General features: G+C 72.7%; 27 protein-coding genes. 3 read left to right on the plus strand and 24 right to left on the minus strand.

The features are described 5' to 3' along the window. Positions 1–67: 67 nt before the first annotated feature. Positions 68–286, plus strand: a complete 219-nt coding sequence (locus HP550_RS09090) for an RNA-binding S4 domain-containing protein (protein ID WP_175347374.1) — start codon at positions 68–70, stop codon at positions 284–286. A 7-nt stretch (positions 287–293) separates the two neighbouring features. On the opposite strand, the gene HP550_RS09095 is transcribed toward HP550_RS09090, so the two are convergent. Next, complete coding sequence (locus HP550_RS09095; RefSeq protein WP_175347375.1) at positions 294–791, minus strand: SRPBCC family protein; 498 nt, start codon at positions 789–791, stop codon at positions 294–296. After that, a complete protein-coding gene (locus HP550_RS09100) occupies positions 781–1,122 on the minus strand; it encodes an ArsR/SmtB family transcription factor (protein WP_246280724.1) in 342 nt (113 codons plus the stop codon). The genes HP550_RS09095 and HP550_RS09100 overlap by 11 nt, the downstream gene beginning before the upstream one ends. Before the next feature lie 51 nt (positions 1,123–1,173). Here HP550_RS09100 and HP550_RS09105 point away from each other — a divergent pair, with 51 nt between their 5' ends. Further along, positions 1,174–1,743 (plus strand): peroxiredoxin, encoded by a 570-nt coding sequence (locus tag HP550_RS09105; RefSeq protein WP_343048077.1) that lies wholly within the window; start codon positions 1,174–1,176, stop codon positions 1,741–1,743. Here the strand turns inward: HP550_RS09105 and dnaE are convergent. The 11 genes from dnaE to HP550_RS09160 form a co-directional block, all read right to left on the minus strand. Next, entirely contained in the window at positions 1,724–5,263 is a 3,540-nt protein-coding gene (gene dnaE, locus HP550_RS09110) for a DNA polymerase III subunit alpha (RefSeq protein ID WP_175347377.1), read from the minus strand. The two genes, HP550_RS09105 and dnaE, sit on opposite strands and share 20 nt — an antisense overlap. Before the next feature lie 83 nt (positions 5,264–5,346). Beyond that, on the minus strand, positions 5,347–5,826 hold the full coding sequence (locus HP550_RS09115) for a GNAT family N-acetyltransferase (protein WP_343048078.1): 480 nt from the start codon (positions 5,824–5,826) through the stop codon (positions 5,347–5,349). Continuing rightward, positions 5,823–6,761, minus strand: coding sequence for an RluA family pseudouridine synthase (locus tag HP550_RS09120; RefSeq protein ID WP_175347378.1), 939 nt, complete (start codon positions 6,759–6,761; stop codon positions 5,823–5,825). The genes HP550_RS09115 and HP550_RS09120 overlap by 4 nt, the downstream gene beginning before the upstream one ends. Further along, complete coding sequence (locus HP550_RS09125; RefSeq protein WP_175347379.1) at positions 6,754–7,362, minus strand: signal peptidase II; 609 nt, start codon at positions 7,360–7,362, stop codon at positions 6,754–6,756. Before HP550_RS09125 ends, HP550_RS09120 begins: the two co-directional genes overlap by 8 nt. A gap of 20 nt (positions 7,363–7,382) precedes the next feature. Next, on the minus strand, positions 7,383–7,844 hold the full coding sequence (locus tag HP550_RS09130) for a TraR/DksA family transcriptional regulator (RefSeq protein ID WP_056093434.1): 462 nt from the start codon (positions 7,842–7,844) through the stop codon (positions 7,383–7,385). Positions 7,845–7,998: 154 nt separating this feature from the next. After that, entirely contained in the window at positions 7,999–8,682 is a 684-nt protein-coding gene (locus HP550_RS09135) for a DivIVA domain-containing protein (RefSeq protein WP_175347380.1), read from the minus strand. Positions 8,683–8,811: 129 nt separating this feature from the next. Continuing rightward, on the minus strand, positions 8,812–9,096 hold the full coding sequence (locus HP550_RS09140; RefSeq protein ID WP_175347381.1) for a YggT family protein: 285 nt from the start codon (positions 9,094–9,096) through the stop codon (positions 8,812–8,814). Between the two features lie 3 nt (positions 9,097–9,099). Further along, positions 9,100–9,594: a cell division protein SepF gene (locus HP550_RS09145; RefSeq protein WP_175347382.1), complete on the minus strand. Its 495-nt coding sequence runs from the start codon at positions 9,592–9,594 to the stop codon at positions 9,100–9,102. Positions 9,595–9,743: 149 nt separating this feature from the next. Further along, positions 9,744–10,505 (minus strand): peptidoglycan editing factor PgeF, encoded by a 762-nt coding sequence (pgeF, locus tag HP550_RS09150; RefSeq protein ID WP_175347383.1) that lies wholly within the window; start codon positions 10,503–10,505, stop codon positions 9,744–9,746. A gap of 7 nt (positions 10,506–10,512) precedes the next feature. Further along, positions 10,513–11,769: a cell division protein FtsZ gene (ftsZ, locus tag HP550_RS09155; RefSeq protein ID WP_175347384.1), complete on the minus strand. Its 1,257-nt coding sequence runs from the start codon at positions 11,767–11,769 to the stop codon at positions 10,513–10,515. Between the two features lie 223 nt (positions 11,770–11,992). Further along, positions 11,993–12,763, minus strand: coding sequence for a cell division protein FtsQ/DivIB (locus HP550_RS09160; protein WP_343048079.1), 771 nt, complete (start codon positions 12,761–12,763; stop codon positions 11,993–11,995). Between the two features lie 40 nt (positions 12,764–12,803). On the opposite strand from HP550_RS09160, the gene HP550_RS23030 reads away from it, so the two are divergent. Then, entirely contained in the window at positions 12,804–13,010 is a 207-nt protein-coding gene (locus tag HP550_RS23030; protein WP_343048080.1) for a hypothetical protein, read from the plus strand. Here the strand turns inward: HP550_RS23030 and murC are convergent. From murC to mraZ, 11 genes are all read right to left on the minus strand, one after another. Further along, positions 12,988–14,403, minus strand: a complete 1,416-nt coding sequence (murC, locus tag HP550_RS09165) for a UDP-N-acetylmuramate--L-alanine ligase (protein WP_175347386.1) — start codon at positions 14,401–14,403, stop codon at positions 12,988–12,990. The genes HP550_RS23030 and murC overlap by 23 nt on opposite strands. Further along, a complete protein-coding gene (locus tag HP550_RS09170; RefSeq protein ID WP_343048081.1) occupies positions 14,400–15,509 on the minus strand; it encodes a UDP-N-acetylglucosamine--N-acetylmuramyl-(pentapeptide) pyrophosphoryl-undecaprenol N-acetylglucosamine transferase in 1,110 nt (369 codons plus the stop codon). Before HP550_RS09170 ends, murC begins: the two co-directional genes overlap by 4 nt. Before the next feature lie 28 nt (positions 15,510–15,537). Further along, a complete protein-coding gene (gene ftsW / locus HP550_RS09175; RefSeq protein WP_175347388.1) occupies positions 15,538–16,782 on the minus strand; it encodes a putative lipid II flippase FtsW in 1,245 nt (414 codons plus the stop codon). Next, on the minus strand, positions 16,779–18,209 hold the full coding sequence (murD, locus tag HP550_RS09180; protein WP_175347389.1) for a UDP-N-acetylmuramoyl-L-alanine--D-glutamate ligase: 1,431 nt from the start codon (positions 18,207–18,209) through the stop codon (positions 16,779–16,781). The genes ftsW and murD overlap by 4 nt, the downstream gene beginning before the upstream one ends. Beyond that, positions 18,210–19,292, minus strand: a complete 1,083-nt coding sequence (gene mraY / locus HP550_RS09185; RefSeq protein WP_175347390.1) for a phospho-N-acetylmuramoyl-pentapeptide-transferase — start codon at positions 19,290–19,292, stop codon at positions 18,210–18,212. After that, positions 19,289–20,740 carry a UDP-N-acetylmuramoyl-tripeptide--D-alanyl-D-alanine ligase gene (locus HP550_RS09190; protein ID WP_175347391.1) on the minus strand — a complete coding sequence of 484 codons (1,452 nt, stop codon included), beginning with the start codon at positions 20,738–20,740 and terminating at the stop codon, positions 19,289–19,291. Before HP550_RS09190 ends, mraY begins: the two co-directional genes overlap by 4 nt. Continuing rightward, positions 20,737–22,314, minus strand: a complete 1,578-nt coding sequence (locus HP550_RS09195; RefSeq protein WP_175347392.1) for a UDP-N-acetylmuramoyl-L-alanyl-D-glutamate--2,6-diaminopimelate ligase — start codon at positions 22,312–22,314, stop codon at positions 20,737–20,739. The genes HP550_RS09190 and HP550_RS09195 overlap by 4 nt, the downstream gene beginning before the upstream one ends. A gap of 49 nt (positions 22,315–22,363) precedes the next feature. Next, a complete protein-coding gene (locus tag HP550_RS09200) occupies positions 22,364–24,274 on the minus strand; it encodes a peptidoglycan D,D-transpeptidase FtsI family protein (protein ID WP_175347393.1) in 1,911 nt (636 codons plus the stop codon). Continuing rightward, positions 24,271–24,690, minus strand: a complete 420-nt coding sequence (gene ftsL, locus HP550_RS09205; RefSeq protein WP_175347394.1) for a cell division protein FtsL — start codon at positions 24,688–24,690, stop codon at positions 24,271–24,273. Before ftsL ends, HP550_RS09200 begins: the two co-directional genes overlap by 4 nt. Further along, positions 24,687–25,697 (minus strand): 16S rRNA (cytosine(1402)-N(4))-methyltransferase RsmH, encoded by a 1,011-nt coding sequence (rsmH, locus tag HP550_RS09210; protein ID WP_175347395.1) that lies wholly within the window; start codon positions 25,695–25,697, stop codon positions 24,687–24,689. Before rsmH ends, ftsL begins: the two co-directional genes overlap by 4 nt. A 148-nt stretch (positions 25,698–25,845) precedes the next feature. Further along, a complete protein-coding gene (gene mraZ, locus HP550_RS09215; RefSeq protein WP_055921977.1) occupies positions 25,846–26,322 on the minus strand; it encodes a division/cell wall cluster transcriptional repressor MraZ in 477 nt (158 codons plus the stop codon). Between the last annotated feature and the right edge of the window lie 14 nt (positions 26,323–26,336).

Consider the following 26,336-nt stretch of genomic DNA (forward strand, 5'->3'; position numbering starts at 1 on the left):
CCTGGCCAGGACCACTGGGCGGGCGTGCGCTGCGCCACACGGGCGCGCAGCACGGCAGACTGCTGCCATGACCCAGGTGCCCATCTCCGACGACTCGATCCGGCTCGGCCAGTTCCTCAAGCTCGCGGACCTCGCCGACTCCGGCGCGCACGCCCGCGCCCTGCTGGAGGACGGCGCCGTGACCGTGAACGGCGAGGACGAGACGCGGCGCGGCCGCCAGCTGGTGCGCGGCGACGTGGTCGAGGTGGACCTGCCGACCGGCTACAAGGAGGCCACGGTCGGCTGACCGGGTCTCACGCCTGCTGGTAGCGCGGCAGCGCGGCGTCGAACAGCTCCTGCCAGGGCCGGACCGGGCGGCCCGCCGCGTGATCGTCCAGCTGGTCGAGCGACGCGTGCCAGCCGCCGCCGTAGCCACGCGCCGCGGACTCGGACAGGTCCAGGTGCTCGAGCACCAGGACCGCGCCGTCGCCGTCCGGACGGATGTCGAGCGCCACGCGCGACTCGTCCTCCCCGGGGAACAGCCAGCCGACGAGCAGGCGGCGGGGCGGGTCGCACTCGAGGACCTCCCCGGCCGCGTTCTCCGGCGAGCCGTCGACGTCCTCGCCCATCCGCAGCTCGTACCGGCCGCCCACCCGGAGGTCGCCGTAGACCGGCCCGAGCCAGCGGGCGAGCCGCTCAGGCTCGGTCACGCTGGACCAGAGTTCCTCGGGCGTCGTCGGGTAGCGCCGCTCGAAACGGACCGTCGTCCCGGTCGCGGACGGCCGGAGCACTCCCCACACGTCAGTCGTCATCTCGTCTCCTCCGCCCGCGGGCGATCTCGGTCTCCAGTGCATCCAGGTGCCCGTCCCAGAACCGCCGGACCCGGTGCGCCCAGCGCTCGACCTCGTCGAGCGCCTCCGGCCGCACCGAGTAGAGCCGGACCGCACCACGCGGCTCCGAGTCGACGACCCCGGCCTCGCGCAGCACCCGCAGGTGCCGCGACGCCGCCGGCTGGCTGATGCCGAACTCGGCACCGACGGCCGTCGCCAGCTGCCCCGCGCTGCGCTCACCGTCGGCGAGGAGCTCGACGAGCCGTCGTCGCACGGGATCCCCCAACACGTCCATGACCTGCACAGCGCACATATTTCCACGCAGGGTTATATAACGCAAGGAGCATATAGGTAGGCTCACGGGGTGATCGACCTGACCCGCCTTCCCGACGACCTGCCGGTGCCCCTGGACGACGGCGCGGCGGACCATCTCGTCGGGGCCGAGATGCCGGCGATCGCCCTGACCGCCACCGACGGATCCGCGATCGACCTCGACCGGCTCGGTCCCGGGCGCACGATCCTGTACGCGTACCCGCTGACCGGCGGACCGCACGCGCAGCTGCCCGACGACTGGGACGCCATCCCCGGCGCCCGCGGCTGCACCGCGGAGGCGTGCGCGTTCCGCGACCACCACGCCGACCTGCTCGCGGCCGGCGCGTCGGCCGTGTTCGGCCTGTCGACGCAGGACCCGGACTACCAGCGCGAGGCCGTCGAGCGGCTCCACCTGCCGTTCGCGATGCTCAGCGACGACGCGTTCGCCCTGACGGGAGCGCTCCGGTTGCCCACCTTCGACGTCGACGGCCGGACGCTCCTGCGCCGGCTCACGATGGTCGTGCGTGACGGGATCGTCGAGAAGGTCTTCTACCCGGTGTTCCCGCCCGACCGCCACGCGTCGCAGGTGCTCGCGTGGCTGGTCAGGACGCCAGGCAGCTAGGCCCGAGCAGCGCCTTGAGGTCCCCGAACAGGGAGGGCGACCGCTCCACGCGCAGCCCGTGGTCGAGCCGCATGACGGTGGCACGACCGGGGCTGGTGAGTCGCAGGTGCACCTCGGTGACGCCCGGGTGGGTGGCGAGCACCTCGCGGAGCCGCTCGACCACCGGTGGCGTGCACCGGGAGACCGCCATCGAGACCACCACGGGGGCGTCGGCCGCCTGCGACACGTCGGGCAGCGACACCTCCATGGCCTGGAGCTGCATGGTCTCGTCGCGGCGTCGCACCCGTCCGCGGATCACGACGACCGCGTCCTCGGCCAGGGCCGTGGAGTACGCCAGGTAGGTCTCGCCGAAGAACATGATCTCGACCGAGGCCTCCATGTCCTCGATGGTGACCGCGGCCCACGGGTTGCCCTGCTTCGACATCTTGCGCTGGAGCGACGTGATGAGGCCGGCGACGACGACCGTGGAGCCGTCCGGCCGCTGCTCGTCCTGCAACAGCGTCGCGATCGACACGTCCGCCGCGGCGGCGAGCACGTGCTCGAGTCCCGACAGCGGGTGGTCCGACACGTACAGGCCGAGCATCTCCCGCTCGAACGCCAGCCGCTGCTTCTTGTCCCAGTCCGGCAGGTCCGGCACGACGACCGCGAAGCCCTGCGCCCCGTCGTCCCCGCCCATCAGGTCAGCGAACAGGTCGAACTGCCCCTCGGCCTCCTTGCGCTTCACGCCGATGACCGAGTCGACCGCCTGCTCGTGCACCAGCAGCAGCGCGCGTCGCGCGTGCCCGAGCGAGTCGAACGCCCCGGCCTTGATGAGCGACTCGATGGTCCGCTTGTTGCAGACCACCGCGGGCACCTTGTCGAGGAAGTCGGTGAAGGACGTGAACGCGCCCTTCGCCTCCCGCGCCCGCACGATCGCGTCCACCACGTTGGCGCCGACGTTGCGGATCGCGGTCAGGCCGAACCGGATGTCCTTGCCGACCGCCGTGAAGTTGGCGGAGGACGAGTTCACGTCCGGCGCGAGCACCGTGATGCCCATGTGCCGGCACTCGCCCAGGTAGAGCGCGGACTTGTCCTTGTCGTCGCGCACGCTGGTGAGCAGCCCGGCCATGTACTCGGTCGGGTAGTTGGCCTTGAGGTAGGCGGTCCAGTAGGAGATGACGCCGTACGCGGCGGAGTGCGCCTTGTTGAACGCGTACCCGGCGAAGGGCACCAGCACGTCCCAGACGGCCGTGATGGCGGCGTCCGAGTAGCCGCGCTCGCGCATGCCGGCCTGGAACGGCACGAACTCCTTGTCCAGGACCTCTTTCTTCTTCTTGCCCATCGCGCGCCGCAGCAGGTCGGCCTGACCGAGCGTGTAGCCGGCCAGCTTCTGCGCGGCGCGCTGCACCTGCTCCTGGTAGACGATCAGCCCGTGGGTGATGCCCACGATCTCCTCGAGCGGCGCCTCGAGCTCGGGGTGGATGGGCTCGACCTTCTGCAGGCCGTTCTTGCGCAGCGCGTAGTTGATGTGGGACTGCATCCCCATCGGGCCCGGGCGGTACAGCGCGATGACGGCGGAGATGTCCTCGAAGCTGTCGGGGCGCATCTGGCGCAGCAGAGACCGCATCGGCCCGCCGTCGAGCTGGAACACCCCCAGCGTGTCTCCGCGACCGAGCAGCTCGTACGTCGCCGGGTCGTCGAGCGGCACCTCCTCGATCTTGATGGCGGCCTTGCCGTTCATCTCGATGTTCTCGAGGGCGTCGTCGAGGATCGTGAGGTTGCGCAGGCCGAGGAAGTCCATCTTGATCAGGCCCAGGGCCTCGGACCCCGGCTGGTCGAACTGCGTGATGATCGCGCCGTCCTGCGGGCGTCGCATGATCGGGACGATGTCCACCAGGGGCTCGCTCGACATGATGACGCCGGCCGCGTGCACACCCCACTGGCGCTTGAGGTTCTCCAGCCCGCGCGCCGTCTCCAGCACCCGCTGCGCCTCGGGGTCGGCCTGCACCACCTGGCGGAACTCGTCGGCCTCCGCGTACCGGGAGTCCTGCGGGTTGTAGATGCCGGACAGGGTGATGTCCTTGCCCATCACCGCGGGCGGCATCGCCTTGGTGAGCTTCTCCCCCATCGCGAACGGGAACCCGAGGACGCGCGACGCGTCCTTGAGGGCCTGCTTGGCCTTGATGGTGCCGTACGTGACGATCTGGGCGACCCTGTCCTCGCCGTACTTGTCCGTCACGTACCGGATGACCTCGCCGCGCCGACGCTCGTCGAAGTCGACGTCGACGTCGGGCCAGGAGACGCGCTCCGGGTTGAGGAACCGCTCGAAGATCAGGCCGTGCTCCAGCGGGTCGAGCTCCGTGATCCCCATCGCGTACGACGCCATCGAGCCGGCCGCCGACCCTCGTCCCGGACCGACGCGGATGCCCTGGTCCTTGGCCCAGTTGATGAAGTCGGCGACCACCAGGAAGTACCCGGAGAACCCGAGCTGGGTGATGACGCCGGTCTCGTACTCGGCCTGCGTGCGGACGTCCGACGGGATCGTCCCGTGGTACCGCTTCTGCAGGCCGGTCTCGACCTCCTTGATGAACCAGGAGTCCTCGCTCTCCCCGACCGGGACGGGGAAGTTGGGCATGAAGTTGGCGTCGGTGTTGAACTCCACCTCGCACTGCTCCGCGATGAGCACGGTGTTGTCGCACGCCTCGGGGATCTCCGACCACGTGCGCCGCATCTCCTCGGCCGACTTCACGTAGAACTGGTCGGTGTCGAACTTGAACCGGTCGGGGTCGGCCAGCGTCGAGCCGGACTGGACGCACAGCAGCACCTCGTGCGCGTGGCTGTCCTCGTGCTTGGTGTAGTGCAGGTCGTTCGTCGCGACGACGGGCGCCCCGATTACCTCCGCCAGCCGGCGCAGGTCCTTGATCACCCGGTTCTCGATCTCGAGCCCGTGGTCCATCAGCTCGACGTAGAAGCTGTCGCGCCCGAAGATGTCCTGGAGCTCGCCCGCAGCGCGCACGGCCTCGTCGAACTGGCCCAGGCGGAGACGCACCTGCACCTCGCCCGACGGGCAGCCCGTGGTGGCGATCAGGCCGTCGCTGTACGTGGTCAGCAGCTCGCGGTCCATGCGTGGCCACTTGCCCATCTGGCCCTCGAGCGACGCCAGGGACGACATCCGGAACAGGTTGTGCATGCCCTTGGTCGACTTGGCCAGCAGCGTCATGTGCGTGTACGCGCCGCGGGCGGAGACGTCGTCGGACGCCTGGTGCGCCTCGCCCCAGCGCACCCGGTTCTGGTCGAACCGGCTGGTGCCCGGGGTGACGTAGGCCTCGACGCCGATGATCGGCTTGATCCCGTGGTTCTTGGCCTTCTGCCAGAAGTCGAACGCCCCGAACAGGTAGCCGTGGTCCGTGATGGCCATCGAGGTCTGACCGAGGCGGGTCGCCTCCGTGAACAGGTCGTCCAGGCGCGCCGCGCCGTCGAGCATCGAGTACTCGGTGTGCACGTGGAGGTGGACGAAGTCGGAGCCCCCAGCTGATGCCATGCGGGCGATCCTACGTCGAGCCACCCACACTCCTGAGCCGCCACCGAGCCGTGTCGGCGGCCGCACGGCGTGTCGCGACGCGCCTACGCCGGAGCCGTCACGACCTTCACCGCGTCGCGGTGCCAGATGGCCTCGTCCAGGTACCGCTCGGGCCGCGCGACGTAGCCGAGCCGGGCGTAGAACCCGAGCGCCTGCTCCTGCGCGCTGAGCTCGACGGACACCGTCCGGACCCCGTCCTCGACGACGCCGAACCGCTCCAGCGCCTCGGCCTCGAGCACCGTCATGAGCTGGGCCCCCACCCCCCGGCCGCGGGCTGCGGCGCTCACCGCGACCCGCCCGACGTGTGCAGGCTCACCCTCGTGGTGCGGCGGCAGCAGCCGGGCGGTGCCCAGGGCCGTGCCGTCGTCGTCCACGGCGAGGACGTGCAGGGTGCCGCGGTCGTCGTCGAGCGCGTCCATCTCGCGCTCCGCCGCCACGTCCTGCTCCTGCACGAACACGGCCATGCGGATCGCCGTCATCGCGGCGCGCTGCTCGGGCGTCTGCACGGGGACGACCGAGATCACGCGTACCCGTCCTGCAGGACGGCCAGCGAGCGGGCGAGGTCCTCGGGGTACTCGCTGGACAGCTCCAGCCACTCGCCCGAGGTCGGGTGGTGGAACCCGAGCCGCATGGCGTGCAGCCACTGCCGCGTCAGGCCCACGCGTGCAGCCAGCGACGGGTCCGCACCGTACGTGAGGTCGCCGACGCACGGGTGCCGGGTGGCCGAGAAGTGCACGCGGATCTGGTGCGTCCGCCCGGTCTCCAGGTGGATCTCCACCAGCGACGCGGCGGGCAGCATCTCGAGCACCTCGTAGTGCGTGATCGACGGCTTGCCGTCCGCCACCACGGCGAACTTCCAGTCGGAGCTGGGGTGGCGGCCGATCGGGGCGTCGATGGTGCCGGTGGTCGGCTCCGGGTGACCCTGCACGAGCGCGTGGTAGACCTTCTCGACCGTGCGGTCCTTGAACGCCCGCTTGAGCACCGTGTAGGCGTGCTCGCTCTTGGCGACGACCATCAGCCCGGACGTGCCGGCGTCGAGCCGGTGCACGATCCCCTGCCGCTCGGCCGCTCCGGACGTTGAGATCCGGTACCCGACGGCCACCAGGGCGCCGACGACGGTCGGGCCGGTCCAGCCGGGCGACGGGTGCGCGGCGACGCCGACAGGCTTGTCGATGACCACCAGGTCGTCGTCGTCATAGACGATCCGCATGCCGGGCACGGGCTCGGCGACGACCTCGATGGTGGAGGCCGGCACCACGTCCGGGATCGCGACCTCGAGCCAGCCGCCCGCGGACAGCCGGTCGGACTTGCCCAGCTCCTTGCCGTCCAGGAGCACGCCGCCGGCCTCGGCGATCTCGGCCGCGCGGGTGCGCGAGAGCCCGAGCAGCCGGGCCAGCGCCGCATCCACCCGCTCCCCGACGAGCCCGTCGGGCACCGGCATCGCGCGCGTGTCAGGCATTCTGCTCGGTCGTGCTCGTGGTGGTCGCAGTCTCGTCGTCCGCGTCCGCGTCCGCGTCGAGGGTCTCCCGCGAGTCGCGTGTGCCGTCGATGTGGATGCCCAGCGCGGCGAGGATCACCACCAGCACGGCGGCCACGACGATCGCGATGTCCGCGACGTTGCCGACGAACCAGTCGGCGTAGGCGATGAAGTCGACCACCTCACCCTGGGCGAACCCCGGATCGCGGACCAGCCGGTCGACCAGGTTGCCGAGCGCACCGCCCAGCAGCAGACCCAGCGCGACCGCCCAGGCGCGGGACCCGATCCGTCGGCTCGCGCGCACCACGATCACGACGACCACCGTCGCCACGATGGTGAGCACCCAGGTCATCCCGGTCGCGATCGACAGCGCCGCGCCCGAGTTGAACACCAGCTGGAGGCCGAGCAGGTTCCCCACCAGCTCCCGACGCTCGCCCTCGACCAGCGAGGCCAGCGCCCACGCCTTCGACAGCTGGTCGAGGACCAGGACAGCACCCGAGATCGAGACGAGGGTGATCAGCAGAGCGCGTCGCCGCGGACTGGTCGAGGGCGCGTCGGGCTGGTCGTCCGTCGTGGTGGGCACCGCAGGAGTCTACGTGCGCGTCAGCGACGCTCTTCGCGCTGCTTGCACTCGACGCACAGCGTGGCCCGGGGGAACGCCTGGAGCCGCGCCTTGCCGACGGCCTTGCCGCAGGACTCGCACGTGGCGAACGTGCCCGCCGCGATGCGCGCCAGGGAGCGGGTGGTCTGCGCGAGCAGGTCCCGCGTGTTGTTCACGAGCGTGAGCTCCTGCTCGCGCTCCAGCGCGGACGAGCCCGAGTCGGCCTGGTCGTCGCCCGCCCCGTCGCCCGAGTTGCGCAGCAGGTCCGACAGCTCGGCGTCCGCGGCCGCCAGCTCGCTCGTCAGCCGGTCGATGTCGCTGGTGAGCTCTTCCGCGACGTCCTTGACCTCACGCGCGGTCCACGGCTTCTCGCCGTCACGTACCGGGAAGTGCTTGACCAGCTTGGCCAGTTCCTTGGTGTCCGTGCTGACGTCAACCGCGCTGAGCGCATCGTTGATGGCCACGAGCGGGCCCCCCTGTCCTCGAAGTCACGCGACTGTATGCGGGCACAGGCAGGGACACAACACGCCACGCCGGGTGAAACCCGGCGTGGCGTGCGTGTACGACATACCCGACCTGTGGTGATGCGGGTGTCCGGCGGGTGGTCGCCGGACGTCGTCAGAGGTTCTGGCCGTCTCCGACCGGCTGCGGCTGACCCGACCGCGGGGGCAACGCATTGCCCCGGTTGTCGAGGTCGCCGAGCAGGTTCTCGAGGTAGCTCTTCAGTCGTGTGCGGTAGTCCCGCTCGAACACGCGCAGCTCGTCGATCTTGCGCTCCAGGAGCGAACGCTCCTGCTCGAGCTGACCGAGCGTGCGCTGCGACGTCTCCTCGGCCTCACGCACGATGCGGTTGGCCTGGCTCTTGGCCTCACCCACGAGACGGTCGGACTCCTCCTGGCCGCTGCGCACGTAGTCGTCGTGCAGCTTCTGTGCCAGGGCGAGCATCCCCGTGGCGGACTCCGGCTCGCTCGTGCGCGGTCCGCTCTGGACCGGCGCGACGATCGGCGCGGGCTGCGCAACGGGAGCCGCGATCACCGGGGCGGGTGCCACGACCGGTTCGGGCGTCGGCTCCGGCTTGGGCGCCGGCGCGGCCTGCTGCGACCCGGCACGGCTCAGCTCGGCGATCCGGCGCTCGGCCGCCGCCAGCTTCGTCTTCAGGTCGTCGTTCTCACCCTGCAGGTCGCGCAGCGTGTTGACGACCTCGTCCAGGAAGTCGTCGACCTCGTCCTGGTCGTAGCCCTCGCGGAACTTCGTGGCCTGGAACTTCTTGTTCAAGACCTCGTCTGCAGTCAGCAGAGCCATCGTCATCACCTCAGTCGGTAGTGCTCGGTCGGGCCGGCGGCAGTCCACCGACCGCCTCGGGCCACGGTATCGGAGAATGCGGTGCGCGCACGTCCCCGCGACACGCCCATGGACAGGTGGAGCGTGCGGTCAGATGCGGCCGAGGATGGACATGAGGATCGAGCAGCCCAGCACGAGGACCAGGAACGCGAGGTCCAGGCGCACGGATCCGATGGTGAGCGGCGGCAGGATCCGCCGCAACGCCTTGAGCGGAGGATCGGTGACCGTGTACGTCGCCTCCGCGATCACCAGGGCGATCCCCGAGGGGTGCCAGTCCCGGGCGAAGAACTGCACCCAGTCCAGCACCAGCCGGATCAGGAGCAGCAGGAAGAACGCGAGGACGACGTAGAACAGCAGTGCGGCGACGAGTTGCACGCGTCAGCTCTGGTTGTAGAAGCCCGCGCGCGTCGGCGGCTCGGCGACCGGGCCGGCAGCCTCCCCGGCGACCTCGACGTGCGCCGGCGAGAGCAGGAAGACCTTGCTGGTCACCCGCTCGATCGCGCCGTGCAGCCCGAAGATCAGACCTGCGGAGAAGTCGACGAGACGCTTGGCGTCGGCGTCGTCCATGTCCGTGAGGTTCATGATGACCGGGGTGCCCTCGCGGAACGCCTCGCCGATCTTGCGCGCGTCGTTGTACGAGCGCGGGTGGATCGTCGTGATGCGACGGAGCTCACCGGCGGGTGCGGGGGCGTGCTGCGTCGCCTGCGTGGGCAGCGACGTGCGCGTCGGCCGGTGCAACGGCGTGACCTGGGCCTCGTACTCCTGCGGCACCGCGACCTCCTGGTCGTCGAACTCCTCGAGGTACTCCTCGTGCTCCGACCGGTCGTCGGCCAGGCCGAGGTACAGCATCGTCTTGCGCAGCGCTCCGGCCATCGCGTTGGCTCCCTCCCCGGATCTCTCCGGACCACCCCGGAGCCCCTGCCGGTCCTGTCGGCGACGGTGGGCTCCCTCTGCCGGTCACGCTAGCAACGCGGGCGTTCCCGGCACGGCGCGACACGCCCGACAACCTCGGCGGCCGTGCCTCACGGGCGCAGCCCGACGACCCCCGCGAACCGACCCGTGCGCGGCGAGCGCCGGTAGGAGAAGAGCGCGGGGTCCTTCCACGTGTCGCGCGACAGGGTCGTCACGTGGACCACGCCGCTGCGGCGCAGCACCGCGACGACCCCGGCGGGCAGGTCGAGCGCAGGCGTCCCCCAGCCCGTCGTCGCCCGCGTCTCCGGGACGACGGCGGCCACCTCGTCACGCAGAGCGGCCGGCACCTCGTACGACTCCCCCGCGATCGACGGCCCGACAGCGGCCCGGATCCGGTCCGCCGTTGCACCCTGGGTGAGCATCGCGGCGATCGCCGCCTCCACGATGCCGGCCACCAGCCCTCGCCGACCCGCGTGCACGGCGGCCACCACGCCCGCGGAGGGGTCGGCCAGCAGCACGGGCACGCAGTCGGCGACAAGGACCGCGACGGCGACCGACGGGTCCACCGACACCAGGGCGTCGTACTCGCCCACCGAGATGACGCCGGCCGTCGGCGGCTCGGACAGGACGACGATCCCCGTGCCGTGCACCTGCGTGGCGTACGCGACGGGCACGCCCGCCCACCGCTCCAGACGCGCGCGGTTGCGTGCCACGTCGGAGGACTCGTCGCCCACCTGGTAGCTGAGGTTCAGGGCGTCGTAGGGCGGGCGGCTGACCCCACCCCCGCGCGTGCTGAAACCGGCCAGGACGCCAGCCCCGAGATCGACCTCCACGACGGGCGGGAGGTCGCTCCCGGGCTGCGATCCGCTCACCGCCCGGCTACTTGAGGAAGTCGGGCACGTCCAGCTCGTCGCGGTCTCGCCGGGAGGCGTCCTCGGTGAAGATCCGCGGCACCTCCAGCGCTCCCGTGATCGGCGTCGGCTCCGCCTCCGTGGACAGGAAGGCCGGGACGTCGGGCTGGGCCGGTGCGGCCGAACGGTTCTGGCCGTAGGCGCCGACGGGGACCAGCTGCTCCTCGGGGTCGAGCACCGGGCGCGGCGTGGGGACCTGCGACGCGACCGCGGGCACCTGGCGCGCCGAGTTGCCGCTGACCTGGCCGAGCGCGCGGGAGTCGCGACGGATCGTGGGCGACCCGGAGTCGAACCCGGCGGCGATGACCGTCACCCGGACCTCGTCGCCGAGGGCGTCGTCGATCACGGCACCGAAGATGATGTTGGCCTCGGGGTGCGCCGCTTCCTGGACCAGGCGCGCGGCCTCGTTGATCTCGAAGAGCCCGAGGTCGGAGCCGCCCTGGATGGACAGCAGCACGCCGTGGGCGCCGTCGATGCTGGCCTCGAGCAGCGGCGAGGAGATCGCCATCTCGGCGGCCTGCACCGCGCGGTCGTCTCCGCGGGCGAAGCCGATGCCCATGAGCGCCGAACCGGCACCCTGCATGACGGACTTCACGTCGGCGAAGTCGAGGTTGATCAGGCCCGGCGTGGTGATCAGGTCCGTGATGCCCTGGACACCGGAGAGCAGCACCTGGTCCGCGGAGTGGAAGGCGTCCAGGACCGACACCGAGCGGTCGGAGATCTGGAGCAGCCGGTCGTTGGGGATGACGATGAGCGTGTCGACCTCGGCGCGCAGCGCCTCGATGCCCGAGTCGGCCTGGACCGACCGGCGGCGGCCCTCGAAGGTGAACGGGCGCGTGACGACGCCGATGGTCAGGGCACCCAGCGAGCGCGCGATCCGCGCGACGACCGGCGCGCCACCGGTACCGGTGCCACCGCCCTCGCCCGCGGTGACGAACACCATGTCGGCGCCCCGCAGGACGTCCTCGATCTCGTCCTTGTGGTCCTCGGCGGCCTTCTTGCCGACCTCGGGGTCCGCGCCGGCACCGAGGCCGCGCGTCAGCTCACGGCCGACGTCGAGCTTGACGTCCGCGTCCGACATCAGCAGCGCCTGGGCGTCCGTGTTGACGGCGATGAACTCGACACCCTTGAGGCCGACCTCGATCATGCGGTTCACGGCGTTGACGCCGCCGCCGCCGATGCCGACGACCTTGATGACCGCCAGGTAGTTCTGCGGAGCTGCCACGGTGGGTGCCTCTCGTTCTGTGCCGGTCGCGGCCTTGGGCCACGTGGTCCGTCCGCGGCCCGCACGCGGCGGGACAGGGTCGGGGTGGAACCTTCACCCTCTAGTTGAGGGTTATAGTTATGTCAGGTGTGCTGTCAGTGCGTGACGCTAGGTCCCGTCCGGACCTCGAGCAACGACCGCGCCGCGCGTGTCGGGAGTTGGTCGAGAAACTCGCCCGCTCGCGTCACTTGGTGATGGGCAGGCGCGGTGCGGACACGTCGATGACGGTCGCGCCGGCGGCGGCAGGCGACGCCCGCAGCGCCGACAGCACCGCGATCTTGAGCGGAGTCTCGCTCGCGCTCCCCCAGTCGACCCGGACGCCGTCGCGCAGGCTCATGGTCACGGTGTCCTGGGTCCGCGCCGACACGCCACCCACCTGGGCGAGCAGCTCGACCGGCAGCCGCTGGAGCACGCTGAGCACCGCGGTGAGCGTGCGCTTGTCCCCCACCGGCACGTCCACCACCGGCAGACCCTCCGGTGCGGCATCGACCCGGCCCACCTGGACGCCGTCCATGTCGAGCAGTGCGAACCCCGGTGCGCCGTGGGTCGCGGCACTCGACTGCTCCGGCACCGCCGCGACGGGCTCGCGGGCCACGAGCACCACCACGAGGCCGTGCGGCCACGACCTGGTGACGCGTGCCTCCCGCACCCCAGGCACGTCGAGCACCTGGTCGCGCAGCCGCACCGTGTCCAGGCGAGGCAGCGGGGTGCTCGCGTGGGCGTCGATCACGCCGCGCACCTGGTCGACGGCGACCACGGTCCCGGCCCCCTCGACCACCACCTGCGCCGGCTCGAGCGCGAGCACCGGGGAGAGGAGCAGGAGCCAGCCGAGCGAGCCGACCGCGAGCACCGAGCCGGCCACCAGCAGCACCTGCCGGCGCGCGAGGTTGCGGCGAGCACGGGAGCGCTCGGCGAACCGGGCGACCGAGCTGGTGGACACCACGGGCGGCGCCACGGGGCCGGCGTAGCGGCGGGCTCCCCCGGCGCTGTAGGTGGTGACCGCGCGCCCGAACGACGGGTCGTCCTGCGGGGCCGGCGGGGTGGGTCTCGGGGCGGCCGTCGGCTTCTGGGCGGTCGTCGGCTTCGGTGCCGTCGTCGGCTTCGGCCGCGCCGTCGCCGGGCGCGGGGCGGGCGGTCGGCCCGGCGCGGGGTCGCGCGGAGCCGTCGGTCGGGACGGGCTCATCCGCCGGCTCGCGCGGTGAGCACGTCGAGCACGACCGGCACCAGCAGCGTGACGTCCCCCGCGCCCACCGTGAGCAGCAGGTCGCCCGGACGCGCGGCCCCGGCGACCGCGCGGGCGGCGTCGTACCGGTCCGGCACGAACGTCGCCTTGCCCGGCGTGGGGACGCGGTCCACGATCAGCGCGCCGGTCACCGACGGGTCCGGGTCCTCGCGGGCGGCGTACACGTCGGTCACGACGACCACGTCGGCCAGGTCGAGCGCCGCGCCGAACTCCGCGGCGAACGTGCGGGTGCGCGAGTACAGGTGCGGCTGGAACAGGGCGAGCACCCGGCCGTCTCCGACCACCGAGCGGGCGCCGCGCAGGAGCGCCGCCACCTCCGTCGGGTGGTGGGAGTAGTCGTCGACCACACGGACGCCGCTGACGGTCCCGCGGTCCTCGAACCGTCGCCCGGTCCCGCGGAACGCCGCGAGCCCGTCCGCGGCGTCCGGCACCCCGAGGCGCCGGGCCGTGGCCCAGGCCGCCGCGGCGTTCAGCGCGTTGTGCGCACCCGGGAAGGCGAGGCGCACCGTGGTGGTGAGCTCGCCGGCGGTGAGCTCGAACGCCCATCGTCCGGCGTCGGCGCGCAGCTCGCCCACGACGACGCCGGCGTCCGGCGACGTGCCGTAGGTGACGACCGAGACGTCGCGCGCCGCGAGCGTCCCCCGCACGCGCTCGACGAGCCGCGCCGCGCCCGGGTCGTCGGCGCAGACCACCAGCGTGCCGCCGGCCCGGATGCGTCCGGCGAACTGGACGAACACGTCCTCGAACGCCTCGGTGGAGCCGTAGTGATCCAGGTGGTCCGGCTCGACGTTGGTGACGACCGCGACCAGCGGCGCGTACGCGAGGAACGAGCCGTCGGACTCGTCGGCCTCCGCCACGAACGCCGCGCCGGCGCCGTCCCGTCCACCGCCCAGCGGTCCGTCGGCGGAGAACACGGTGCCGCCGATCGCGAAGGACGGGTCCGCGCCCGCGTGCAGCAGCGCCGTGGCGATCATCGCGGACGTGGTGGTCTTGCCGTGGGCGCCGGCCACCGCGACCGCGTCCCGGTCGACCATGAGCGACGCGAGCGCCTCGGACCGGTGCAGCACCCTCAGCCCTCGCTCACGGGCGCGGGCGAGCTCCGGGTTGGACTCCCGGACGGCCGACGAGATCACGACGGTGTCGACGTCGTCGACGAGCGAGGCCTCGTGGCCGACGTGCACGTCGACGCCCGCCGCTCGCAGCGCCGGCAGGGCAGGACCGTCGGCGGCATCCGAACCGGAGACGGCCACGCCGCGGGCGGCGAGCAGGGCGGCGATCGCGGACATGCCCGCTCCGCCCACGCCGACGAGGTGCACGCGGCCGAGGTCGGCGGGCCGCAGGACGGCGCTCACGGCAGCTCCGCCTCCACCAGCCGGGCGACGCGGGACGCAGCGTCGCGCACCCCGACCGACGCGGCGGCCAACCCCATCCGCTCCCGCGTCTCCGCGGCGGCGTCCCCGACCAAGAGGACCGGGAGGTGCGTGCGGACCCATGCCGGGTCCAGGTCCTTGTCCTCCACCAGCAGTCCGCCGCCGGCCGCGACCACGGCCGCGGCGTTCAGCCGCTGCTCGCCGTTGCCGATGGGCAGCGGCACGTAGACAGCAGGGATGCCGAGCGCCGCCTGCTCGCACACCGTGCCGGCGCCGGAGCGCCCGATCACCACGTCCGCGACGGCCAGCGCGTGCTGCATCTCGGTCAGGTACTCGCGCACGTGGTACCGCTCGGCGCCGGGCACGCCGACGAGCGCGGCACGCACCGCGTCGGCCTTGCGTGCGCCCGTCAGGTGCAGCACCTGGACGCCCGCCGCCAGCAGGTCCGCCGCGGCACCCGCGACGGCGGTGTTGACGCTCACGGCACCCAGAGAGCCGCCGGACACGAGCAGCGTGGGCAGGTCCGGATCCAGACCGAGCTCGGCGGCGGCCGCGGCGCGGGTCCCCGCCCGGTCCGCCGTCCGCTGCTCGATCAGTCGGGCGATCGGGGCGCGCAGCGGCAGCCCGGTCACCTGGGCCCCGCGCAGCGAGGTGCCGGGGAACGTCACGGCGACCGACCGGGCCCAGCGCGCACCCAGCCGGTTGGCCAGGCCCGCGCGGGCGTTCTGCTCGTGGATGACGACCGGGATCCCCCGCCGACGCGCGGCCAGGTAGGCGGGCGTCGCCACGTAGCCGCCGAAGCCGACGACCACCTGCGCGCCCGACCCGTCGATCGCCGCGCCGGCTGCCCGCACCGCGTCGCGCAGTCGCGCGGGCAGCCGGAACCAGTCGAGCGTCGGGCGGCGCGGCAGCGGCACGCGCGGCACGACCGCGAGCGGCAGACCGTGCTCCGGGACGAGTCGGGACTCGAGACCCTCGGCGGTGCCGAGCACCGTGAGCCGGGCGTTCGGGTGGCGCCGCAGCAGCTCGTCCGCGACGGCGAGCAGCGGGTTGACGTGCCCCGCGGTGCCTCCACCGGCGAGGAGCACCGCGGGAACGGTGGGGGGCGGACGGTGCTCAGCCACGGGACCGCCCGATCACGGCCAGCGACCGGCGGACGACGCCGGGCCGCGCGGCCAGCGCTTCTGCGGCGCCCGGTTCCGAGCGCGCGAAGGCGATGAGCACGCCGAGGGCGGCCATGGTCATGATCAGCGCCGACCCACCGGCGGACACCAGCGGCAGCGGGATGCCGATCACCGGCGCGAGCCCGATGACGACCGCCACGTTGACCAGCGCCTGCCCGATGATCCAGCAGAGGATCGCACCCGTGGTGATCTGCACGAACGGATCGGTGTGCCGGCGGATGACCCGGATCATGGCGAAGGCCAGCAGGCCGAACAGCCCGAGGACCAGCAGCGTGCCGATGAGCCCGAGCTCCTCGCCGAGGATCGCGAAGATGAAGTCGTTATGGGCGGCAGGCAGGTAGGACCACTTCTCGCGGCTCTCCCCCAGACCGAGCCCGCCCCAGCCGCCGCTCGCCAGCCCCCAGCCGCCGTGCAGCGTCTGGTAGCACGACGACGCCGCGTCGCACTCGTCGGACAGCCAGCTCGTGATGCGGGCCGTGCGGTTGTCGCTGGTGACGGTGAGCAGCGCGGTCAGCGCGCCGGCCAGCAGCGCCGCGAAGCCGAACATCCGCATGGACACACCGGCCACGAACAGCGCCCCGGCGACCAGCATGATCAGGACCAGCGCGGTGCCCAGGTCGTGCCCGGCCAGCACGACCAGGATCGCGATCCCGGCGACCGGCACGGCGGGGATCAGCGCGTGCCGCCACTGCCGCAGCAGCGGCAGCTTGCGGGTCAGCACGGCACCGAGCCAGATGGCCAGCGCGAGCTTGATGGTCTCCGACGGCTGCGCGGAGATCCCGCCGACGCACACCCAGTTCTGGTTGCCGCCCGCGCCGCAGCCGAGCGGTGTGAAGACGGTGAGCTGGAAGAGCACCGCGAAGGCCAGCGCGGGCCACGCGATCACCTGGAAGAACCGCACGGGCGCGCGGGACAGCCCGAACAGGATCGGGAGGCCGATGAGCGCGTACTTGGCCTGGTCGAGGAACACCGCGTACGGCGAGTCGCCGTCGTCCAGGGACTCCACGCTCGAGCTCGAGAGCACCATGACCAGCCCGATGACGAGCAGCAGGGCGGTCGCACCGATGAGCACGTAGTAGCTGGTCACCGCGCTGTTCCACTGGCCGAGCAGCGAGCTGCTGGAGGCGCCCGGGTCGCCCGTGCGGCGCACGCTCGGGCGCGGGGTCGTGGCGGTCATGCGTCCCCGCCGAGCGCACGCACGGCTGCGGAGAACTGATCACCCCGTGCGGCGTACGACGTGAACTGGTCCATCGACGCGCAGGCCGGGGCGAGCAGCACCGTGACCGGACCGGCGCCCGCGGACGCGAGGCGCCCGGCCTGGTGCACGGCATGGGTCATCACCGTGCCAGTCTCACCGGCGTCGACCTCGACCACGGGGACCTCGGGTGCGTGTCGGGCGAGCGCCTCGCGCAGCGGGGTGCGGTCGACGCCGATGAGCACCACCGAGCGCAGCCGGTCCCGGCGCGCGACGACGAGCTCGTCGAACTGCGCACCCTTGGCCAGGCCGCCCGCGATCCACACGACGCTGCCGACGGGGAACGCGCCGAGGGCCGCCGAGGCCGCGTGGGCGTTGGTGGCCTTCGAGTCGTCGACGTAGGCCACCCCGTCCACGACGCCGACGGTCGCCAGCCGGTGCGCCCCGGGTCCGTAGGCCCGCAGACCGTCCCGGATCGCCGCCGGGTCGACGTCGTGCGCCAGCGCGAGCGCCGCGGCCGCGAGGGCGTTCGCGACGACGTGCGGCGGGACGGTCCCGTCGGGTCCGGCCAGCTGCACGAGGTCCGCCAGCGTGCCCAGCTCGGCCGCGTGCGTGTGCCGGAGCCGCGCGAACCCGCGGTCGACCAGCACGTCCTCGACCATGCCGACCTGCCCGACGCCCGGGGTGCCCAGCGTGAACCCGACGGCGACGCAGCCGTCGACGACGTCGGCCTCACGGACCAGGTCCTCGGTCGCCGGGTCCGTGAGGTTGTAGATGCACGCGACCTGCGCCCGCTCGAAGACGCGGCCCTTGTCGGCGGTGTACGCGTCCATCGACCCGTGCCAGTCCAGGTGGTCCGGCGCGAGGTTGAGCACGGCGGCAGCCTGCGCGGACATCGAGTGCGTGAAGTGCAGCTGGAAGCTGGACAGCTCCACGGCGAGGACGTCGAGAGACGGGTCGGTGGCGGCGAGCACCACGGGGGTGCCCACGTTGCCGACCGCCAGGGCGTTCTCCCCCGCGGCCCGCAGGATCGACTCGAGCATGCCCACGGTGGTGGTCTTGCCGTTGGTGCCGGTCACGGCGAGCCACGGTGCCGGTCCGCCGCCGGCCGCGCGGTCGACGCGCACGTGCCACGCCAGCTCGACCTCGCTCCACACGGGGACGCCACGCTCGAGCGCGGCCGCGAGCAGCGGGTGGTGCGGCGCCAGCCCCGGCGACGCGACGACGAGGTCCGCGCGGTCCAGCACCGAGCCGGCGAGCAGCTCCGCCGAGCCGATGACGTCGTCGGCGTGGTCGTCGACCGGCACCACCCGGGCGCCGCGGGAGGCCAGCACCTCGACCGCCGCGCGTCCCGAGACCCCGAGCCCGGCGACGACCACCAGGGCGTCCTCCAGCACGAGCTCGGACACCTAGCCGGCCACCCACTCCGCGTAGAAGATGCCCACGCCCAGCGCGACGAACAACCCGGCGATGATCCAGAACCGGATGACGATCGTCACCTCGCCCCAGCCCGAGAGCTCGAAGTGATGGTGCAGGGGTGCCATCTTGAAGACCCGTTTCCCGGTCAGCTTGAAGAAGCCGATCTGGATCACGTCCGACAGGACGATGACCACGAACAGGCCGCCGATGATCGCGGCGAGGATCTCGGTGCGGGACAGGATCGACAGGCCGGCCAGCGCGCCGCCGAGCGCGAGCGAGCCGGTGTCGCCCATGAAGATCTTGGCGGGGCTGGCGTTCCACCACAGGAACCCGAAGCACGCGCCCGTGATGGCCGCGGCGACGACGGCGAGGTCCAGCGGGTCACGCGTCTCGTAGCAGCTCGGCCCGGCGCTCGGGAGGAGCTGGCAGCTCTGGTTGAACTGCCAGACCCCGACGATGACGTACGCGCCGAACACGATGAGGGAGACACCCGTGGCGAGCCCGTCGAGGCCGTCGGTGAGGTTCACGGCGTTGGACCAGGCGGTGATGAGGAAGTTCGCCCAGACGACGAACAGGATCGTTCCGACGGTCACGCCCCAGAACGCGAGGTCCAGGTTGGTGTCGCGGATGAACGAGATGTGCGTGGACGCCGGCGTCCGGAACTTGTCGTTGGGGAACTGGAGCGCCGCCACGGCGAACGCGATGCCGACGACCCCCTGCCCGGCGATCTTCCACCGGGCGCTCAGGCCGAGGCTGCGCTGCCGCGAGATCTTGATGAAGTCGTCGAGGAACCCGACGACGCCGAGGCCGGTCATGAGGAAGAGCACCAGCACGGCCGACGCGCGCGGTGGCGTCCCGGTGGCGATCAGACCACCGACCCAGCCGAGCAGCGTCGCCCCGATGATGACGACGCCACCCATGGTCGGGGTGCCGCGCTTGGTGAAGTGCGCGGTCGGTCCGTCCTGCCGGATGAACTGGCCGTACTGCTTGTGCACCAGGTACCGGATGAACAGGGGCGTGCCCAGCAACGCGATGACCATCGCGAGACCACCGGAGATCAGGACCGCCCTCATCGGGCAGCCCCCTCGACCAGCACGTCGCCCAGCCTCCACAGACCCGCGCCGTACGACGACTTCACGAGCACGACGTCACCGGGACGCAGCTCGCTCTCGAGGAACGCGGTGGCGACCTCCAGGTCGTCCGCGAGCACCACCTCGTCGCCCCACGAGCCCTCGTGGTTGGCGCCGTCGCGGATGGCGCGCGCGCCGTCCCCGACCACGATGGTCAGGCCGATGTTGAGCCGGACGCACAGTCGCCCGATGGCGTCGTGCGCCTCGCGCGCGCCCGGTCCGAGCTCCAGCATCTCGCCCAGCACCGCGATCGAGCGGCGATCCCGGCCGGCCAGCACGGCCAGCGCCTTGAGCGCCGCACGCATCGAGTCGGGGTTGGCGTTGTAGGAGTCGTCGACGATGGTCACGCCGTCGTGGCGCTCGACCACGTGCATCCGGTGCGGGCTGAGGGCGTCCGCGGCGCTCAGGCCCGCGGCGACCTCGTCCAGCTCCAGCCCGACGGCCAGCGCGGCGGCCGCGGCGCCGAGGGCGTTGTGCACGTGGTGCTCGCCGACGAGCCGCAGCGTGACCTGCGCGGTGCTCTCGACCTCGCCGCGTCGCACGAGGGTGAACGTCGCGCGGCCGGAGCGGTCGAGGCGCACGTCGCGGACACCCACCGTGGCCAGCGGGGCCGCACCGAACGTCACGACCTCGCCGGGCGCGAGCGCGGCCATGGCGGACACGCGCGGGTCGTCGGCGTTGAGCACCGCGACGCCGTCGGACACCAGGCCCTGGACGATCTCGGACTTGGCGACGGCGACCGCGTCGATGCCGCCGAAGCCGCCCAGGTGCGCGTGGCCGACGATCAGGACGACCGCCACGTCGGGCGGAGCGATGTCCGTCAGGTACGTGAGGTGGCCCGGTCCGCTGGCGCCCATCTCGAGCACGAGGAACCGGGTGGACTCGTCGGCGCGCAGCACCGTCAGCGGCAGCCCGATCTCGTTGTTGAACGACCGGACCGGCGCGATCGTCGGGCCGACGCTGCCGCACAGCTGCGCGAGCAGGTCCTTGGTGGTGGTCTTGCCGACCGACCCGGTGATGCCGACGACGCGCAGGTCGCTGCCGCCGGGCTCCAGCGCGGCCTCGCGCAGCCGCTCCAGGACCACGCGCGCCAGGTCGCCGAGGGCGCGCTCCACGTCGGCGACGACGACGCTCGGCAGGACCGCACCGCCCGCCCCGACGATGTCGCGCGCAGCCAGGACGAGCGCCGCGCCGCCGGCGACCGCCACGGCGGCGTAGTCGTGGCCGTCGACGTTCTCCCCGGGCAGGGCGACGAACAGACCCCCGGTGACGTCGTCGCGCGAGTCGACGACCACGGGGCCGCTGACGACGAGCGCAGGGTCGGTGGCGGCCGAACCGCGCAGCAGGCCACCGGTCGCGGCCGCGATCTCGGCCGCCGTCAGGGCGATCACGCGTGCTGCTCCTGCCGGCGGGTGCGCGCTGCGAGCAGCACGTCGCGGTCGTTGTACCGGTGGAACACGCCGGCGATCTCCTGGGTCGGCTCGTGGCCCTTGCCCGTGATGATCACGGTGTCCTGCTCGGAGGCGAGGGCGAGGGCGTCGCGGATGGCCTGCGCGCGGCTGGTGGCCTCGTGCACGTCGACCAGGTCCGGCCGCTGCGACCGGACCCCGTCGAGGATGGCGGATCGGATGGCCGCCGGCTCCTCGGAACGGGGGTTCTCGTCGGTGACGACGATCACGTCGGCCAGCCGCGCCGCGATCTCGCCCATGAGCGGGCGCTTGCCCTGGTCGCGGTCGCCGTCCGAGCCGAACACGATCACCAGCCGCCCGGGCGTGATCGGGCGCACGGCCTCGAGCGCCAGGACCAGCGCGTCGGGCGTGTGCGCGTAGTCGACGATCGCGAGCGGGAACCCGTCGCCGCGCTCGATGACCCGCTCCATCCGGCCGGGGATCTCGTGCGCCACGGCCACGGCGGCGATCGCAGCGTCGAGCTCCACGCCGGCCGCGTGCGCGAGCACGATCGCCAGCGCGGCGTTGGAGACGTTGACCCTCCCGGGCAGGGGGCTCGTGGCGTCGTGCTCGGTGCCGTCGGGCCCCCGGAGCGTGAACGACGAGCCCACGCCGTCGAGCCCGATGTCCGCGGCGACGACGGCCCAGTCGGCGTCGGCCCCCTCGGGCTCACCGACGTGCGTGGCCACGGTCTCGACCGGGATCGGCGCCTCGGCGGCGAGCCGGCGGCCCCACTCGTCGTCGACCACGACGACACCCCGGCGCGCCTGACCGGTGGCGAACAGCCGCGACTTGTCGCGGAAGTAGCCCTCCATGTCGCCGTGGAAGTCCAGGTGGTCGCGCTGCAGGTTGGTGAAGCCGACGACGTCGAACGTCAGACCGCCGACCCGCCCGAGCGCGAGCGCGTGCGACGACACCTCCATGGCGAGCGCGGTCGCCCCGCGCTCGACGGCCAGCGCGAGGATCGCCTGCAGCGCCGGCGCCTCGACGGTGGTGCGGGGGCTCTCCACCGCGTCCTCGCCGATCCGGAGCTCGACGGTGCCCAGCACGGCCGTGGTGGCGTGCGCCGCACGCAGGGCGGCGTCGAGGAAGTAGGAGGTCGTGGTCTTGCCGTTGGTGCCCGTGACGCCGACCGTGACCAGGCGCTCGGCGGGGGCGTCGTGCGCCCACGCCGCGACGGGACCGGCGAGGGCCCGCGGGTCGGGGGCGACGAGCACGGCGACCCGGTCGGCGAGACCGGCCGCCTCCAGGAGCTCCAGGCCGGCCTGGTCGGTGAGCACCGCGACCGCGCCGGCGTCGACCGCCTGCGCGCCGTACGCGGCGCCGTGCACCTTGAACCCGGGGACCGCGACGAACACGTCGCCCGCCACGACGTCGCCGCTGGCCAGGCTCGCACCGGTCAGGACCGCGTCGTCAGCCAGGGCGAGACCGCGCGCCACCAGGCCGAACGTGCGGGCGAGGTCGGCGACCCGGTGGGCCGCGGGATGCAGGGGGCGCATCCGAGCGGGGGTCGTCATGGGGAGAATCTACCCCGGAAGCCGCTCCCGGCCGCCCGGTTGCGGACCGTCACCACGTCGTCGGGAAGAGCGTGGACGGGGTGCCCGAGGGCGCCACGCCGAGCTCGCTGAGCGTGTAGCCCGCCACGTCGCTGAACACCGGCGCCGCGACGGTGCCGCCGTAGACCGAGGTGCGGGGGTTGTGCAGGATGACCGCGACGGCGATGCGCGGGTCGTCGGCCGGCGCGACGCCGATGAACGACGACGTGATGCCCTGGACCCCGCCCACCCAGTTCTGGGCGGTCCCCGTCTTGCCGGCCACCTGGTACCCGGGGATCTGGGCGTTCGAGCCCGTGCCGTCGTCGACGACGCTCTGCATCATCGTGAGCACGGTCTTCGCGGTCTCGGGCGAGACCACCTGGGTCGACGCGGGCGCCTCCGCCGGCGTGTAGGTGCCGTCCGGCGACGTCCACCCCTTGATGATGTGGGGCTGCACGCGCACCCCGCCGTTCGCGATCGTGGCGAAGACCTGCGTCGCCTGGATCGCCGTCACGGAGACCGCCTGCCCGAACAGCACGGCGAACTTGTCGCGGCGCTGCCAGGAGTCGACCGGGTGCAGGATGCCGTTCGACTCCCCCGGCATCTCGATGCCCGTCTTGGCGCCGAAGCCGAACTTGGACAGGTAGTCGTACCGGGTCTGCACCGGGAGGTTCTGGCCGATCATCACGGTGCCCGTGTTCGACGACTCGGCCAGCACGCCGGTCGTGGTCAGGCGCAGGAGCCCGTGCTCGTGGGAGTCCTTGAACGTCTCGTGACCGTCCGGCGAGTACGTGTACGGCACCTCCCACTGCGAGAGGGGGTCGGCGATCTTGTTGTCGAGGATGGCCGACATCGTGATGACCTTGCCCGTCGAGCCGGGCTCGAACACGTCCGACACCGCGCTGGACAGCGACCCGGAGGCCTCGCCCGGGTGGTTGGGGTCGACCGAGCCCGAGTCGGCGAGCGCATAGATCTCGCCCGTCTTCACGTCCATGACGATGAGCGAGCCCGAGTCCGACCCCGTGGCGGCGACCTGGGCGTCCAGCGCCGACTGCGCCTTCCACTGCACGTCGGACAGGAGGGTGAGCTGCAGCGAGTCGCCCTGCGTGGCGGGCGTGTCCTGCGAGTACCCGCCGGGGATCGCCTGGCCCTTGCGCCCGCTCTCGTACGTCTCGCTGCCGGCCGTGCCGGTCAGCCGCGGGTTCAGCGACGCCTCCAGGCCGGCCAGGCCGACGCCGTTGGAGTTCACGAACCCGATGACGTTCCCCGCGAGCGTGCCGTTCGGGTAGACGCGCTCGGCCACGCGGTCCACGTTGACCCCGCTGAGCCCGAGCTTGCGGACCTCGCGGGCCACCTCCGGCAGCACGCCCTTGCGGATGTACACGAACTGCCGGTTGCCGACGAGGGTGCCGCCGAGCTCGGCGGCGTTCATGTCGAGCAGGGGCGCCAGGATGGCGGCGACGCCGGCCGGCCCCTCGGGGACCGCCGGGTTCACCGACCCCGCGAAGGTCGCGACGAGCCTCTGGTTCACGGAGATGTCGTAGCGCTCCACCGACGTGGCCAGCGGCTTGCCGTCGGCGTCCGTGATCTCGCCGCGGCCGCCGAGCAGGGCGACCGAGATGAGCCGCGAGTTGCGGGCCTGCTCGGCGATCACCGACCCGCGGAGCCCCTGGACGTAGACCAGGCGCCCGCCGAAGACGGCGAGCGCCAGGACCACGAGGACGGTGAGGAAGGCCATGCGACGACGGGAGCCCGGCTGCACCGGTCCGGACGGTGGTCTGCCGCCGCGGGTGCCGGGCGGGACGACCACGGTCCGCGGACCGGCCGGCGGCCGCTGGCGGGGCACCGTCGTGCCCGTGGCGCGGTTGGCCGGCACGGGACGCCGGGTCTGCTCGGTGCGGGCACGCGAGCGCACCGAGCCGACAGGGGCGCGACCCGTCATCCGCCGGCTCCGGCCGGCTCGGGGGCGCCCTGCACGCTGCCGTCCGCGAGCCGCAGCCAGCCGGTGCCGTTGGTGGGCACCATGCCGAGCGCGGTGGCGGCGGCGGCCAGCTGCGTGGGCGAGGCCTTGGCGTCCAGCTCCGCGGTCAGGCCCATCGCGTCCTGGTTCAGCCGGCCCAGCTCGTTGGACAGGTCGTACTTGGCGTACGCGCTCGCCGCCATGGAGGTGTTGAGCAGCAGCGCGGACAGGAGCGCACCGGCGAGGACGGCCATGCAGGCAAGGATGAACGGCACTCGCGTCCTGGCGTGCTCCGGCGCGCGGACGACGCGAAGTCGGGGGGCCGGGGCCGCCTTGGGGCGGGACGGGGTCGGGTAGGCGCGAGCGGTGCTCACTCGGGCAGCGGACTGGGCGCTCATGCTGCCCTCCTTCCGGTCGGACGTGGCGTCAGGTGGTCAGGGGTGGGACGGGTGCGCTCGGCGGCGCGGAGACGGACGGACTGCGACCGGGGGTTGTGCGCCAGCTCGGCCTCGTCGGCCTCCTCGGCGCCACGCGTCACGAGCCGCAGGAACGGTGCGTGCGTCTCCGGCTCGACGGGCAGGTCCGGCGGGGCGCTCGATGTGGCGCCGACCGCGAGGGCACGCTTGACGGCTCGGTCCTCGAGCGAGTGGTAGGACTCCACGACGATCCGGCCGCCGACCGCGAGCGCCTCGATCGACTGCGGGAGCGCGCGCTCCAGCACCTCGATCTCGCCGTTCACCTCGATGCGCAGGGCCTGGAACGTGCGCTTGGCCGGGTTGCCCCCGGTCTTGCGCGTGGCTGCGGGGATGTTCGCCCGGACGATGCTCACCAGCTCGCCGGTCCGCTCGAGCGGGCGCCTGGCGCGCTGGGCGACGATGGCCCGGGCGATGCGCGGCGCGAACCGCTCCTCGCCGTACACCCGCAGGATCCGCGCGAGCTCACGCTCGTCGTAGGTGTTGAGCACGTCGGCCGCCGTCTGCCCGGTCGTCGCGTCCATCCGCATGTCCAGCGGGGCGTCGGCCGAGTAGGAGAAGCCACGCTCACGCTCGTCGAGCTGGAGGGACGAGACGCCGAGGTCCATCAGCACGCCCTGCACCGCGGGGATGCCGAGGTCGTCCAGGACGTCGTTGATCTCGTCGTAGACCGCGTGCACGCCGGTGAACCGGTCGCCGAACGGCGCGAGCCGCCGACCCGCCAGCTCGAGCGCCTGGGTGTCGCGGTCGATGCCGACCACCCGGACGTGCGGGAACGCCCGCAGGACGCCCTCGGTGTGACCGCCCATCCCGAGGGTCGAGTCGACCATCACGGGGCCCGCGACCTCGAAGGCCGGGGCCAGCAGGTCGAGGCAGCGCTGGAGCAGCACCGGGGTGTGCCGGGCGGCCGCGTCGGACGTGTGCTCAGTCATCGCTGCTCCCCTCCCCAGGTGGCACGAATGGTGTGGTCGGGCGGCCCCTCCGCCGTCCGACCAGATCCCCCACCGACCCTCTGCCACCGGGGAAGTGCGGCAGAGATTCGGGAGGAGGTCTCACCGGGCGGCCCGTGGGCCAGGACGTCTAGAAGGGACCGTTCGGGAAGACCTCCTCCGCGGTGTCGGCGTACCCGGCCTCCTGCTCGGCCAGGTACGTCTCCCACGCGGTGAGGTCCCAGATCTCGACCCGGGTGCCGGTGCCGATGACGGCGACGTCGCGCTCGAGCCCCGCGTACTTGCGGAGCATCGGCGGGATGGAGATGCGGCCCTGCTTGTCGGGCAGCTCGTCGCTGGCTCCCGACAGGAAGACGCGCAGGTAGTCGCGGGCCTGCCGGCTGGTCACCGGCGCCTGCCGCAGCTGGTCGTGCATGCGCTGGAACTCCTGCATGGGGAGCAGGAAGAGGCACCGCTCCTGGCCGCGGGTCATGACCAGCCCAGGGGCGAGCTGACCACGGAACTTCGCCGGAAGGATGAGCCGGCCCTTCTCGTCGAGCCGCGGTGTGTACGTCCCGAGAAAGGGCGCGAAGGAGCCGAAGACGCCGGCGGACGACTCATGCGTCACCCCGCCTCCTCCCG

It is taken from the genome of Cellulomonas humilata, assembly GCF_013359775.1.
GTDB classification, from domain to species: domain Bacteria; phylum Actinomycetota; class Actinomycetes; order Actinomycetales; family Cellulomonadaceae; genus Cellulomonas; species Cellulomonas humilata.